Genomic DNA, 13,214 nt, shown 5'->3' on the forward strand with positions numbered 1-13,214 from the left:
ACATGAACACAGCAGAGTCTTCGGGCACGGCCGCGGTGCCGCACGGCGATGCGGCCGTGCGGCCGCATCCGCTGCTGACCGTGGCGAAGGGCAATCCCAATGCCGAGGAACTCGCTGCCCTGACCGCCGTCGTCGCCGCCCTGCAGTCTTCCGGGGTGCCCGGCTCGCCACAGAGCAAGCCCCGGCGAAACCGCCGGCCGCTGCTGCGGCCGTTCGTATCGCACGGTCCCGGCGCATGGCGGCACACCTTCCGGTAGCCGGCTGCCCGGGAGGGCGCGCCGTCAGCGCGGATCCAGGACCGTGCCGAGGAACAGCGGCAGTCCCGTCGGCAGGTGGACGATCTGGTACAGGAACGGCCGGTCGAACGAGAGCTCGACGTCGGGCAGCGGCGGCAGCGAACCGGCCATCACCTCGAGCTCCGTCACGGCAGCTGCGACCGTCCCCTTTTCCCCGACGGCGATGTTGGCTTGTTGGGCTGCGCCGGTCACGGAGGCATCCGGCTGGATGGCCTCCAAATCGGGATCCGGGCCGAAGGTCTCGGCGAGTCCGAGTCTCCGCAGGATGGGCAGCAGATCCTGGTGGTGGGTGTGGTTCCACGTTGGCAGCTCCAGCAGGACCGTGGCGTCGTCGGCACCGTCCATGGCCGCCGCCACCTCCCCTAAGCCCGCCTCGTCCATGAGCGGGGCACCGTCGTCGGGCAGGACGAGGCGCATCACGAATCCGTCGTTGTACGGCAGGTCGAGGCCCTGCCAGCCGTTCCCGCGCCCGTACGCCGCCTGCACCAGATTGCCCATCATGGGTACCTCGACCGACTCGCCGGAAGCCGTGATGAATTCGCCGCCCTCGGTTGCCGAGGGGTCGAACGGTTGTTCCCAGGCGGCCGCGAAATAGACAGCGTTGAGCAGGGTCAGCGTGTTCCCCGGGTCGAAGGTGCCGGGTGCCTCGGTGATGCGGCCGCCGGTGTGGTGGTCCACCCAGGCATCCATGGCCTGCTTGGTCGCGGGGTCGGAATAGTCCACCGGGTAGACGCCGGAGCCGTAATGCCTGGCCAGGGTGTGCAGGTAGTCTTCGCCGGTGGGCGTCCCTTCGTCCACGAAGACGCCGTTGGCCAGGTGCAGCAGCGGCCGGGCCGGCGGCTGCTCCTCGTCGACCGCGCCGGGATCGCCGTCGAAACCTTCCCACTCCGCCAACAGCCCGTTCATGGCGGCTTCGAGATCCGCGTCCGGCAGCCCGACGACGGCATCCATCTCGCGGGCCGTCGTGCTGCCGGCGCCCGCGCGGAGCATGGCGAGGGCATAGAGCAGGCTCACCGGACTGGTGACCTGGTTCTTCTCCGGCGCCGCCGCGAGCATGGCTGCCCCCAGCTTGTAGGCCGAACGCCGCAGCGCTTCCACCTCGGCCGGATACTCCCCCGCCGCCACGTCCGCCCGGGCCACTCCGTCCGCGGCCAGCAGTTCCGGAGGCGCCGCGCAACCGCCGAGCATCATGGCGGGCGCCACCCCCAGCGCCGCCAGCGCCGCCGTCGTCCTCTTGCGCACCTTGCCCTCCTCACCGTTGTTGACCCCCCAACCTATGGGGCGGCAGGACCGAAGGCCAGAGGCGGCACGCTACGATTCCGTGACGATTGCCGCAGCGCCGGCCGCCCGGTGTCGGACGGCCGGCAGGCGCGCTCGCGTGGCCGGGTCTGCGGGTTGCCGGTAGGCTCTCCCTGTGACTGAGCAGACATCTGAACTGACCAAGAGCCCGGAAACCTGGCGCATCCCGTCCGCCATCGATGCCGTCGCAGACGCCTACACGGCCGCGCTGCTGGAGTTGGATCCTTCGCTGGCTACCTCCCTGGGCATCCCCGGACATGAAACCGAGTACCCGGACTACTCCCCTGCCGGCGCCGAGGCCTTCGCCGAGGCCACCCGGGAGGCACTCCGGCGGCTGGAGGACCTGGAACCGACCGACGACGTGGACCGCGTCACCCTCGATGCGATGCACGAGCGGCTGGGCCTTGAGCTCGAAATCCACGAGACCGGCTGGGACCTGGCGGACCTGAACAACATCGCCTCGCCGGCGCAGGACATCCGCGCCATCTTCGATTTGATGCCCACCAACACCATCGAGGACTGGAACAACATCGCCGGCCGCATGGCGCACGTTCCGGACGCGATTGCCGGTTACGTGACGTCGCTGCGCGAGGCCAAGGAGCGCGGGCTGGTCGCCGCCAAACGGCAGGTGCGGATCGTGATCGAGCAGACCCGTGCATACGCGGCCGAGGACGGCTTCTTCCGCACGCTGGCCGGGCAGGCTGCCCCGGAAGAGGGCGAGCTGTCCGAGGACCTGCGCGACCGGCTGGCCGAAGCCGCCGGCGCCGCGGCGACCGCCTACGGCCGGCTGGCCTCGTTCCTCGAGGCCGAGCTGCTGCCGGCGGCACCGGAAAAGGACGCGGTGGGGCGGGAACGCTACGCCCTGATGTCGCGCCGTTTCCTGGGTTCTGCGGTGGATCTGGAAGCCACCTATGCCTGGGGCGTGGCCGAACTGGACCGCATCATCGCGGAGCAGGAAGCCGTGGCGGAGCAGATCCGGCCCGGAGCCGGCATCGAAGAAGCGATGGCGCTGCTGGATGCGGATCCCCAGCGGCAACTGCACGGCACCGACGAGCTGCAGGCGTGGATGCAGCGTCTCTCGGACAAGGCCGTGGAGGAGCTCGCCGGCCACTTCGAGATCTACGAACCGATGCGCCGGCTGGAGTGCATGATTGCCCCGACGCACGAGGGAGGCATCTACTACACCGGCCCCAGCGACGACTTCGCGCGGCCGGGCCGCATGTGGTGGTCGGTGCCCGAAGGCGAAGACAGCTTCACCACGTGGAAGGAAACCACCACGGTCTACCACGAGGGCGTTCCGGGCCACCACCTCCAGATCGCGACGGCCACCTACCGGCGCGAGCTGCTGAACAACTGGCGGCGGAACATCTGCTGGGTTTCCGGCCACGGCGAAGGCTGGGCGCTGTATGCCGAACGCCTGATGGATGATTTGGGCTACCTGGCCGATCCGGGCGACCGGATGGGCATGCTCGATGCGCAGCGCATGCGCGCCGCCCGGGTGGTGTTCGACATCGGCGTCCACCTGGAGCTGGAGATCCCGGAGCGCTGGGGCTCGGGTACCTGGACACCGGAGAAGGGCTACGAATTCCTGCGCCGGAACATCGCCATCAGCAAGGGCCAGCTCGACTTTGAATTTGCCCGCTACCTGGGCTGGCCGGGACAGGCGCCGGCCTACAAGCTGGGCCAGAAGCTCTGGGAGGAAATCCGCGACGAGCGACGCCTGCGCGAGGGCGACGCGTTCGACATCAAGGCCTTCCACAGCCAGGCGCTGAATATCGGCTCGGTCGGGCTGGACACCCTGCGGCGCGCGCTGCTGGGCGAGGACCCGGCGCCCGCCGCCGGCTGACCCGGGCCGGTTCCGGCGGCGCGGACAAAGCGCGGACAAACAGGAGGGCCGATGCATCCCCCAACGGTGCACCGGCCCTCATCTGTGCCGGGTCTCTTCGGCCCGTGGAGGGGCGTACTCTCCGGCGGGAGAAGCTCCCGCCGAAATCGTACGGTCAGGCAACCGGTCCACGGGGCAACCGCGGCACTTCTTTACGCTCAGGTCACAGCGCGGAAACACCCTAAGCAGGGTTCGCTTTGCGGCGCCGGATAAGCTTGGTCGGATGACCGATCTTCGCCTGATACTCGCCTCAGCCTCCCCCGCCCGCACCAAGCTCCTGACCGAAGCCGGCATCGCGCACGAGGTCCTGGTCTCGGATGTCGACGAGGACGCGGTCACGGCGGGCTACGGCGTCACCGACCCGCACGACACCGCGCTGTTGTTGGCGCGGGCCAAGGCCGAGGCTGTTGCGGCGCTCCCAGCGGCCGAAGGCGCCTTGGTGCTTGGCTGCGACTCCGTGTTCGAACTCGACGGCGCGCCGTACGGCAAGCCCCATGAGCCGGACGTGGCCCGGGAACGCCTGCACCGGATGAGCGGGCGGCACGGCGTGCTGCACACCGGTCATTGGCTGGTGGACTGCCGCCCCACCGCCTTCGAGGCCGGCGGGCAGGAAAGCCCCGGTGCCGGATCGGGTGCCACCGTAGGGGCGGTCGCCTCCGCCGCGGTGCATTTCGCCCAGCTCACCGACACCGAAATCGACGCCTACGTGGCCAGCGGCGAACCGCTGCACGTCGCCGGTTCGTTCACCATCGACTCGCTGGGCGGCGCCTTCATCGAGCGGGTGGACGGGGACCCCCACGCCGTCGTCGGCCTCTCGGTCTCCACCCTGCGCCGGCTGCTGTCCAGCGCCGGCGTTCAGATCACCGACCTCTGGAGCTGAGCGCGGGCTTCTTTGTAGGACCCCTACAAAGAACCGCCCTCTCACACGCAGAAACGGCATGGTTCATGAGCGAATCCCGCAAAAGCAGGCTAGGCTCCTCAAGGATAGAAGGAGCTTTGAATGACCCAGCGCATCACCAAGGTACTGATCGCCAACCGTGGTGAAATTGCCGTTCGCATAGTCCGCGCCGCACGGGACGAAGGCATCGCCTCGGTCGCCGTCTACGCCGATCCGGACCGGGATGCCCTGCACGTCCGCCTGGCGGACGAAGCCTATGCACTCGGCGGGAGCACCGCCGCCGAGTCGTACCTGATGATGGACAAGCTCCTGCAGGTGGCCGAGGCCGCCGGTGCCGACGCCGTCCACCCCGGCTACGGTTTCCTGTCCGAGAACGCAGAGTTCGCGCAACGGGTCGTCGACGCCGGGCTGACCTGGATCGGCCCCTCCTCAGACGCCATTTCCCAACTGGGCGACAAGGTCCAGGCCCGGCACATCGCCGAACGGGTCGGCGCCCCCTTGGTGCCCGGCACGCCCGACCCGGTGGGCAGCGTGCAGGAAGTCCTGGACTTCGCCGACGCGTACGGCCTGCCGCTGGCCATTAAGGCGGCCTACGGCGGCGGCGGCCGCGGCATCAAGGTGGTCCGTGACCGCGAGGCCATCGCCGAGTCCTATGAGTCCGCGGTGCGCGAGGCCACGGCGGCGTTCGGGCGGGGCGAGTGCTTCGTGGAGCGTTTCCTGGACTCCCCGCGGCACGTGGAAACCCAGTGCCTGGCCGACGCGCACGGCAACGTGGTGGTCATTTCGACCCGCGATTGTTCGCTGCAGCGCCGCAACCAGAAACTCGTGGAGGAGGCCCCGGCCCCGTTCCTGTCCCCCGAGCAGAACGAGCGCCTGTACACGGCGTCCAAGGCGATCATGCGCGAAGCCAAGTACCAGGGCGCCGGAACCTGCGAGTTCCTCGTCGGCCAGGACGGCACCATTTCCTTCCTCGAGGTCAACACCCGCCTGCAGGTGGAGCATCCCGTGTCCGAGGAAGTCACCGGCATTGACCTGGTCCGCGAACAGTTCCGCCTTGCCCGCGGCGAAGAGCTCGGCTATGACGACCCCGACGTGCGCGGGCACTCGTTCGAATTCCGCATCAACGGCGAGGACGCCGGCCGCAACTTCATGCCCGCGCCCGGGACCGTGGAGAGCCTGCGCCTGCCCACCGGTCCCGGTGTCCGCGTGGATTCGGGCATCGAAGCCGGCGAAGTCATCGGCGGCAACTTCGACTCCATGCTGGCCAAGCTGATCGTCACCGGCAGCACGCGTGCCCAGGCCTTGGAGCGCGCCCGCCGCGCATTGGACGAGATGGAAATCGGCGGCATGCCCACCGTGCTGCCGTTCCACCGCGCCGTGGTGGCCGACCCGGCCTTCGCCCCCGTGGAAGGGCCGTTCAGCATCCATACCCGCTGGATCGAAACCGAGTTCGTCAACGACATCCCGGCGTTCCAGTCCGTCCCGGCGGCGGGATCCGACGACGACGGCGAACGCCAGCGGGTCACCGTCGAGGTCGGGGGCAAGCGGCTGGAGGTCGTGCTGCCGGCGGGCCTGGGCGGCGGTACCGGCACGCCCGCCAAGTCCAACGGCAAGCCCAAGCGCGCCGGACGGGGCCGTTCCGGCTCCGCAGCCGGTGCCGCGACCGGTGGCGACGGGCTGGCCTCCCCGATGCAGGGGACCATCGTGAAGGTCGCCGTCGCCGAAGGCGACACCGTTGCGGAAGGCGATCTCGTCGTCGTCCTGGAGGCGATGAAGATGGAGCAGCCGCTCACCGCGCACAAGTCCGGGACCATTTTGGGGCTGGCCGCCAAGCCCGGGGATACCGTGTCAGCCGGTGCCGTGCTGGCCACCATCGCGGATTAAGCCACGCATTTCCAAGGCCGGACTGTATCACTGCTTGTAGTCATGTCACGTTTTAGGTACCAAGTGGGCGCGGGAACTTACTAAGCACGCTGTCCATGCGGTAGCGTGATGCCTACCAAGGAGCAGAACCCGGCCTGACCGGGAGAATTGACGTAGCACCTAACAAAGGAGATGCACCTCATGAACTTCCTAGCATTCCTCTTACTCGGACTTATTGCAGGCGCCATTGCCAAGCTGATCCTTCCCGGACGGCAGGGCGGTGGCTGGATTGCCACGCTCGTCCTCGGTGTCATCGGTGCCCTCCTGGGCGGATGGATCGGCGGTGCTGTGATGGGCGCCGATATGAACGAATTCTTCAGCCTCGAATCGTGGATCTGGGCCATTATTGGCGCCCTGATCGTGCTGGTGATCTGGGGCTTCATCACGAAGAGGAGGAGCACAACCGCTTAATCTTGGCCGATTAAACTGCTCCTTTTAGTGGCAGCATCTGGCCCGCCGTCCCTCCGGGGAAGGCGGGCCTTTTGCTTGCCCTGGGGCCTCTTGCTTGCCCTGCGGCCTTTTGCTTGCCCTGCAACGCGGCGGCGCACCTGCGCCAGGGCACCAAAAAAGACCCGCGGCCATGGCCGCGGGTCTTTTTAGATCGTCCGGCTGGAAGGTCAGCTCGACTGGTTCTCGTAGTCCATGTCCTTGGTTTCCTTGGTCAGCAGCAGGGCGACCAGCGTCAGGACGGCGGCGCCACTGAGGTAGAGGCCCACCAGGACCGTGCTGCCCCCGGCGGCCTGCCACAGCGCGACGGCGATGAACGGAGCCACCGAAGCGCCCAGGATCGAGGAGAAGTTGTACGCCACGGCCGAGCCGGTGTAGCGCACGTTGGTCGGGAACAGTTCGGGCAGGATTGCGCCCATCGGCCCGAAGGTCAGGCCCATCAGCGTGAAACCGATGATCAGGTGCGCCATGGTGCCGGCGAAGCCGCCGTTGAAGAGCGGCACCCAGAGGAAGCCGAATGCCATGATGCCCAGGGATACGCTGATCAGCGTCTTCTTGCGGCCGTACTTTTCTGCCAGGGGGCCAGACACCAGGGTGAAGATGCCGAAGAACACCACGCCGATGATCAGCATCAACAGGAAGTCGTTGCGGGCGTAGCCCAGCCCGGCGGCAAAGGTGTCCGGATCGAACGGCTTTCCGGCGGCCTCGGCCGCGGCGGCGGCGTCCTCGGCGTTGGTTGCCGCCGTGCCGTAGGAAAGCGTGAAGGTGGTCATCAGGTAGAACAGCACATAGGTCGCCAGCATGATGAACGTACCCAGGATCAGCTGGCGCCAGCTGGTCTTGAAGACCCGGCCCAGCGGCAGCTTGGTTACCTCGCCCTTGTCCACGACCTTCTGGAAGGCGGGGGTTTCCACCAGCTTCAGGCGCACCCACAGGCCGATGATCACCATCACGGCGCTGGCCAGGAACGGAATGCGCCAGCCCCAGGCCATGAACTCTTCGTTGGCAAGGTTGATGCTCAGCACCAGGAACAGCGAGTTGGCGATGATGAAGCCGATCGGGGCACCCAACTGCGGGAAGGTGCCGTAGATGGCCCGCTTGTTCGCCGGCGCATTCTCGGTAGCCAGGAGGGCGGCGCCGCTCCATTCGCCACCCAGGGCCAGGCCCTGGGCGAAGCGCATGACCACCAGCAGTGCGGGCGCCCAGAAGGACCAGCCGTCCACTTGGGCGGTGGGCAGGCAGCCGATCAGGAAGGTGGCGATGCCCATGGTGAGCAGGGAGGCCACCAGCGTCCCCTTGCGGCCGAACTTATCGCCGAAGTGCCCGAAAATAATGGACCCCAACGGACGGGCGATGAAAGCCACGCCGAATACCGCGAACGAACTCAGCAGAGCGACGGCTCCGCTGGCATTCGGGAAGAACAACGCCGGGAAGACAAGCACGGCGGCCGTGGCGTAGACGTAGAAGTCGTAGAACTCGATGGATGTGCCAACGAGGCTGGCAACGATGACGCGGCCGCGGGAGTTCACCGGCGCGGCAGGCGCCCCCGCGGTAACTGATGCTGGTTTGGACATTGAAGTGTCGGCTTTCGCTCGAATGAATAACTTATGAATTCTAGTCAGATGCGTCCGCGATCCGGACAATTGTTTCAATATGTGGACAGCTATGTTATGCGTCGACCGCCCCTGAGCCCGCCGTTCCCGGTGTCGACCACCGGGCTCGCCGCGGTCGGGATGCCGCCGTAGGCTGGCAGCGGACCGGAACGGCAGGCGCTGCGAGGGAGGGCCCGATGGAGGCCGATGAACGGCGCGGGATGCTGGCGCGCCCCGATGCGACCCTCGCCGTTTATACCTACGGCCCGCCCCATGGGCCGGGGACGCCGGCCGTCCTGCTGATCCACGGCTACCCGGATGACCACTCGGTCTTCGACTGCGTCGCCACCGCCCTGAGCGCCGATAGCCACGTCATCTCCTATGACACCCGCAATGCCGGGGCGTCCCGAACCACCGTCGCCCATCGCGGCGCCTACCGCCTGCCCGTTTTGGTGGACGATCTTTTTGCGGTGATCGATTCCTCCGCGGCAGGGGGCGTGCACCTCGTGGGACACGACTGGGGATCGATCCAAGGCTGGGCGGCGGCCCAGGATGCTCGTGCCGAGGGCCGGATTCTCAGCTTCACGAGCATTTCGGGGCCGGACCTGGGCCATCTTCACCGCTGGTTCGGGCGCAGGCTGCGCCGGCCCGCGCTCTGGCCGCAGGCGGCGGGACAGGCCGTGCGCAGCCTGTACGTCGCCGGATTCCAGTTGCCGGTGCTGCCGGAACTTGCCTGGCGGACCCTCCTGACCCGTCCGTACGAGCGCTTCTCCGGCCGCAGGATCGGCGACAACGGAGCCCGCGGCCTCGCCCTGTACCGGGCAAACTGGTTCCGGCCCCAGACCCTGTCGGCCCGCTGCCGGATTCCCGTGCAGGTGATAGTCCCGCGGCGGGATCCGTTCCTCTCGCCCCATCTGGTGGAGGGGCTGGAGGATTGGGTGCCGCGGCTGAGGATCGTCGAAGTGGATGCAGGCCACTGGTGGCCCGCGGAGGCCGGAGAAGCGGCTGCGCGGATGGTGAGGACCTGGATTGCGGACGTGCCGGGCGTTTGAGGTTCCGCCTGATGCCAAGGGCGGTTCATTCCCTACCCCCGCGGGCGCGCCCGGCGCGACACCGCGTAGGAGGGCGCGCGCAGCTTCTCGATCCACCGGTAGGTTGCCCCGTCCGGAAGCCGGTGCAGGATCGGATCGAAACGCAGGGCTGCGTCTCCTCCGCCCTGTGCAAGCCGCAGCGTGAGGGTACCAAACCGGCGCCACGGGCCCCACGGCTGGGCGTGGAACAGCGCGAGCTTCCAGTCTTCGCTGCCCAGCGCCCGCCGGAATCCCGCCGGATCCGCCGGCAGCCGCACGTTCGGCCGGAGCGTGCGGGCGGCAAGCTGGACCGGGCCGTGCGACCCTCGGTAGGGCATCACCGTGGTGAGCGCCGCCGCACGAACGTCCCGTCGAGGCTGGAGAAGGTACCTGCCGGCCCGGGAGGTACCGCTGGAAGCCAGCAGGATGTCGGCCTGCCCGCCCGGCGCGGTGACGCGCAGCGCGAGCCCGATGATGTCGGGCAGCCGCGACGGCAGGCCCGCTGACCGCGACAGCCGCGCCTCGACGTCGTTGTTGCCCGCTGCGTCCAGCCACGGTATGCCGCTGGAAAAGGAGTTTCCCGTTCTCTCCAGCCGCCCTTCAAGGTGGAGGCCGATCGGATGGATGGGCCGGACAGGCCGCAGCCGCTTGAGCGCCGAGAAGACTAAGGCCAGGCCGCGACCGGCCGCTGTGCCAAGATCCGGCATGCTCGCCGCCTCCTCCCCCGTGACGCCGCACCGCTTCCGAGCATCTCTGTCCGCCCGTCCGGCAAGCCATCCGGGCTTCGGCCCCGCCATAGACAGCATACTGAGCATCAGCCTACTCTGATTGGCATCGGGCACAGTGCGGACTGCGCCAAACCGGGTCCGCCGCCCCTACCGGGAGGAATCCATGATGAGCAGCGGCAACGAATATTCCGACTCCGGGGAAGAGGAAGCAGCAGCTCCCGCAGATCCCGGGCAGAGCAACGAAAACAGCACGGAAGCCGAGGAGCCGGCTGAAACGTCCGGCCCCGATTCCAAGGATGTGCAGGGGGAAGCCGCGGCCGAAAATGCCAAGGAAACGGGCGGCTACGGCTACTGAAGCCGCCGCCGCCCCCCGGTTCGAGACCGTTCCAGCCAGTACCGTCCGGGCCGGATGGCAAGCTTTCCGCATGAACAAAGTAGACGTCATGACCGCCCGCAGGGACGCGCGGGATCGCGGCGAACCCGGCCCCCGCGCCGAAGACCGCCATGCCGGGGCCACTCGTGAGCCCTACTGCCGCGAACCCTATGTCCGCGTGAGCCATGAGGGGAAGACGTTCGATGCCAAGGCCATCTCCTGGGACCGGACCAGCGTGCAGGTGAAGTGGATGGATGCACACGGCTCCGCCCGTACCGCTTGGGTTCCCGGCGGCGCGGTCCGGCGCATCCACCGCGACGAGTCCAGTTGGCGCGACCCCTATGATGACTACGCTTTCTACTATCCCGGCACCTAGGCCACGCCTCGAATACGGCACAATGGATCGGTGACCGAATCATCCGCGCCTGCCCCCTCCGCCTCCGTAGCAACCCTGCCGCCTCTCGACCCGGCCGCGCTCAATGCCCGGATCCATGCCCAGCTCGCCCGGGAGCTCGGCGTCCAGGCCTGGCAGGTCAAGTCCGCGGTGGAAATGCTCGACGGCGGGGCGACGGTCCCGTTCATCGCCCGGTACCGTAAAGAGGCCACCGGGACGCTTGATGACGCGCAACTGCGTGATCTCGAGGAGCGGCTGCGCTACCTGCGGGAACTGGAAGACCGCCGTCGTGCCGTGCTGGAAGCCATCGCCGCGCAGGGCAAACTGACCGCCGAGCTGGAAGCGGCAGTCAACGGAGCCGAGACGAAGGCGCGGCTGGAGGACATCTACCTTCCCTACAAGTCCAAACGGCGGACAAAGGCGCAGATCGCCCGCGAAGCAGGTCTGGAGCCGCTCGCCGATGGCCTCCTGGCCGACCCGTCCCGGGATCCGCTGGCAGCGGCGGGAGAGTTCCTTAATGCCGCGCACTCCATCAACGAGCCGGCCGATGCCTTGGCCGGCGCACGGGCGATCCTAGTGGAGCGGGTCAGCCAGGACGCCGACTTGGTCTCCGAGCTGCGCGAACGGCTGTGGCAGCAGGGTCTGGTGCGCGCCGAGGTCCGCGAGGGCCAGACGGAAACCGGCCAGAAGTTCGCCGACTACTTCGACTTCGCCCAAGACCCTGCCGGCCTGCCGTCGCACCGGGTGCTGGCACTGCTGCGCGGCGAGAAGGAAGGCGTGCTGAACCTCGACATCAGCGAAGGCAATCCGGCCCACCCGGAGGACTTCACCGAGGCCCGCGGCCGGTTCGAGAACGCCGTGGCATCACGGATGGGCGTGGCTGACCGCGGGCGGCCGGCCGACCGCTGGCTGTTGCAGACGGCGCAGCTGGGCTGGCGGCGGATCCTGGTCAAGCTGGCCATCGACCTCCGCGTCCGGCTCTTCACGGCAGCCGAAGACGAGGCCGTACGGGTCTTCGCCGCCAATCTGCGGGACGTGCTGCTGGCCGCACCGGCCGGCAACCGCGCCACGTTGGGGCTGGACCCGGGGCTGCGCACCGGCGTGAAGGTCGCGGTCGTCGACGGCACCGGCAAGGTGGTGGCCACCGATACCATTTATCCGCATGCCCCGGCCAGAAAATGGGACGACTCGCTCGCCACGCTGGCCAGGCTCGCGGATCAGCACGCCGTCGAACTCGTAGCCATCGGCAACGGGACCGCCTCGCGGGAAACCGACAAGCTGGCCACCGGACTGATCAAACTGACGGAGCCCACCCGCAAGCTGCAGAAGCTGGTGGTTTCGGAGGCAGGTGCGTCGGTCTACTCGGCCTCGGCGTTGGCCTCGGCGGAACTGCCCGAACTGGATGTCTCGCTGCGCGGCGCGGTCTCGATTGCCCGCCGGCTGCAGGACCCGCTGGCGGAGCTGGTCAAGATCGACCCGAAGTCCATCGGCGTGGGGCAATACCAGCACGACGTCACGGCCAGCAAGCTGGAGCGGTCCCTGGACGCGGTGGTCGAAGACTGCGTCAACGCGGTCGGGGTGGACCTGAACACCGCCTCCCCGTCGCTCCTCTCCCGCGTGGCCGGCCTCGGTACGCAGCTGAGCGAGAACATCGTGGCCTACCGCAATGCCAACGGCCCCTTCGCCAAGCGCTCCGAGCTGAAGAAGGTTCCGAGGCTGGGCGGGAAGGCGTTCGAACAGTGCGCCGGATTCCTTCGCATCACCGGTGGCGCCGAGCCGCTCGATGCCTCCAGCGTGCACCCGGAGGCGTACGGCGTGGCGCGGAAGATCCTTGCCGCCGCCGGCACAACCGCGACGGCGGCGGGACGGGGCGCCCAGTCCCTGGCGGTTCTGGACCCGCAGCAGTTCGTCGACGAGCACTTCGGCCTGCCGACGGTGGTGGACATCATCACCGAGCTGGAGAAGCCGGGCCGCGACCCGCGCCCGAGCTTCACCACCGCCTCCTTCACCGAGGGCGTGGAGAAGATTTCCGACCTGATGCCGGGCATGGTGCTGGAAGGCACCGTCACCAACGTCGCTGCGTTCGGAGCCTTCGTCGACGTCGGTGTCCATCAGGACGGGCTCGTCCATATCTCCGCCATGTCGAACAAGTTCGTCTCGGATCCCCATGATGTGGTCAAGTCCGGCCAGGTCGTGAAGGTCAAGGTGCTCGAAGCCGATCCGGAGCGCAAGCGCATCTCCCTGACGCTGCGGCTCGACGACGAGGCTCCCGCCGGCGAGCGGCGCGAGCCCGGGTCCGGCCGCCAGGG

General features: G+C 68.2%; 12 protein-coding genes. 9 read left to right on the forward strand and 3 right to left on the reverse strand.

The genetic code is table 11. From position 1 onward, the window contains the following. The first annotated feature begins 2 nt into the window (after positions 1-2). Entirely contained in the window at positions 3-257 is a 255-nt protein-coding gene (locus AC5RV2_RS04160) for an acyl-CoA carboxylase epsilon subunit (protein WP_494091305.1), read from the forward strand. 24 nt (positions 258-281) lie between these two features. On the opposite strand, the gene AC5RV2_RS04165 is transcribed toward AC5RV2_RS04160, so the two are convergent. Beyond that, on the reverse strand, positions 282-1,538 hold the full coding sequence (locus tag AC5RV2_RS04165; RefSeq protein WP_494091306.1) for a serpin family protein: 1,257 nt from the start codon (positions 1,536-1,538) through the stop codon (positions 282-284). 172 nt (positions 1,539-1,710) lie between these two features. On the opposite strand from AC5RV2_RS04165, the gene AC5RV2_RS04170 reads away from it, so the two are divergent. The 4 genes from AC5RV2_RS04170 (at position 1,711) to AC5RV2_RS04185 (ending at position 6,712) form a co-directional block, all read left to right on the forward strand. Continuing rightward, the gene (locus AC5RV2_RS04170; RefSeq protein ID WP_494091307.1) at positions 1,711-3,441 is read left to right on the forward strand and encodes a DUF885 domain-containing protein; all 1,731 of its coding nucleotides are present in this window, start codon (positions 1,711-1,713) and stop codon (positions 3,439-3,441) included. Between the two features lie 262 nt (positions 3,442-3,703). Further along, positions 3,704-4,360, forward strand: coding sequence for a Maf family protein (locus AC5RV2_RS04175; RefSeq protein WP_494091308.1), 657 nt, complete (start codon positions 3,704-3,706; stop codon positions 4,358-4,360). Between the two features lie 120 nt (positions 4,361-4,480). Then, on the forward strand, positions 4,481-6,262 hold the full coding sequence (locus AC5RV2_RS04180) for an acetyl/propionyl/methylcrotonyl-CoA carboxylase subunit alpha (RefSeq protein WP_494091309.1): 1,782 nt from the start codon (positions 4,481-4,483) through the stop codon (positions 6,260-6,262). Between the two features lie 180 nt (positions 6,263-6,442). Next, the gene (locus AC5RV2_RS04185; protein ID WP_493977616.1) at positions 6,443-6,712 is read left to right on the forward strand and encodes a GlsB/YeaQ/YmgE family stress response membrane protein; all 270 of its coding nucleotides are present in this window, start codon (positions 6,443-6,445) and stop codon (positions 6,710-6,712) included. A gap of 206 nt (positions 6,713-6,918) precedes the next feature. On the opposite strand, the gene AC5RV2_RS04190 is transcribed toward AC5RV2_RS04185, so the two are convergent. Then, positions 6,919-8,322 carry an MFS transporter gene (locus AC5RV2_RS04190; RefSeq protein WP_494068106.1) on the reverse strand — a complete coding sequence of 468 codons (1,404 nt, stop codon included), beginning with the start codon at positions 8,320-8,322 and terminating at the stop codon, positions 6,919-6,921. Positions 8,323-8,537: 215 nt separating this feature from the next. Between AC5RV2_RS04190 and AC5RV2_RS04195 the strand changes: the two genes are divergently transcribed. Next, positions 8,538-9,392, forward strand: a complete 855-nt coding sequence (locus AC5RV2_RS04195; RefSeq protein WP_494091310.1) for an alpha/beta fold hydrolase — start codon at positions 8,538-8,540, stop codon at positions 9,390-9,392. 32 nt (positions 9,393-9,424) lie between these two features. On the opposite strand, the gene AC5RV2_RS04200 is transcribed toward AC5RV2_RS04195, so the two are convergent. Further along, positions 9,425-10,117 (reverse strand): hypothetical protein, encoded by a 693-nt coding sequence (locus AC5RV2_RS04200; protein ID WP_494091311.1) that lies wholly within the window; start codon positions 10,115-10,117, stop codon positions 9,425-9,427. Positions 10,118-10,253: 136 nt separating this feature from the next. Between AC5RV2_RS04200 and AC5RV2_RS04205 the strand changes: the two genes are divergently transcribed. The 3 genes from AC5RV2_RS04205 to AC5RV2_RS04215 all read left to right on the forward strand — a co-directional run. Further along, the gene (locus tag AC5RV2_RS04205) at positions 10,254-10,493 is read left to right on the forward strand and encodes a hypothetical protein (RefSeq protein ID WP_494091312.1); all 240 of its coding nucleotides are present in this window, start codon (positions 10,254-10,256) and stop codon (positions 10,491-10,493) included. Between the two features lie 70 nt (positions 10,494-10,563). Next, positions 10,564-10,887 (forward strand): hypothetical protein, encoded by a 324-nt coding sequence (locus AC5RV2_RS04210; protein ID WP_494091313.1) that lies wholly within the window; start codon positions 10,564-10,566, stop codon positions 10,885-10,887. A 75-nt stretch (positions 10,888-10,962) separates the two neighbouring features. Further along, positions 10,963-13,214 (forward strand): Tex family protein (locus AC5RV2_RS04215; RefSeq protein ID WP_494091314.1); only part of this gene is annotated, 2,252 nt, incomplete at its 3' end.

It is taken from the genome of Arthrobacter sp. Y3225116 (genome assembly GCF_059091245.1).

Excerpts from the sequence above, each read along its gene's own strand:
- AC5RV2_RS04160 (WP_494091305.1), top strand. The coding sequence starts at position 3 with ATGAACACAGCAGAGTCTTCGGGCACGGCCGCGGTGCCGCACGGCGAT.
- AC5RV2_RS04175 (WP_494091308.1), top strand. The coding sequence starts at position 3,704 with ATGACCGATCTTCGCCTGATACTCGCCTCAGCCTCCCCCGCCCGCACC.
- AC5RV2_RS04180 (WP_494091309.1), top strand. The coding sequence starts at position 4,481 with ATGACCCAGCGCATCACCAAGGTACTGATCGCCAACCGTGGTGAAATT.
- AC5RV2_RS04185 (WP_493977616.1), top strand. The coding sequence starts at position 6,443 with ATGAACTTCCTAGCATTCCTCTTACTCGGACTTATTGCAGGCGCCATT.
- AC5RV2_RS04190 (WP_494068106.1), bottom strand. The coding sequence starts at position 8,322 with ATGTCCAAACCAGCATCAGTTACCGCGGGGGCGCCTGCCGCGCCGGTG.
- AC5RV2_RS04195 (WP_494091310.1), top strand. The coding sequence starts at position 8,538 with ATGGAGGCCGATGAACGGCGCGGGATGCTGGCGCGCCCCGATGCGACC.
- AC5RV2_RS04200 (WP_494091311.1), bottom strand. The coding sequence starts at position 10,117 with ATGCCGGATCTTGGCACAGCGGCCGGTCGCGGCCTGGCCTTAGTCTTC.
- AC5RV2_RS04210 (WP_494091313.1), top strand. The coding sequence starts at position 10,564 with ATGAACAAAGTAGACGTCATGACCGCCCGCAGGGACGCGCGGGATCGC.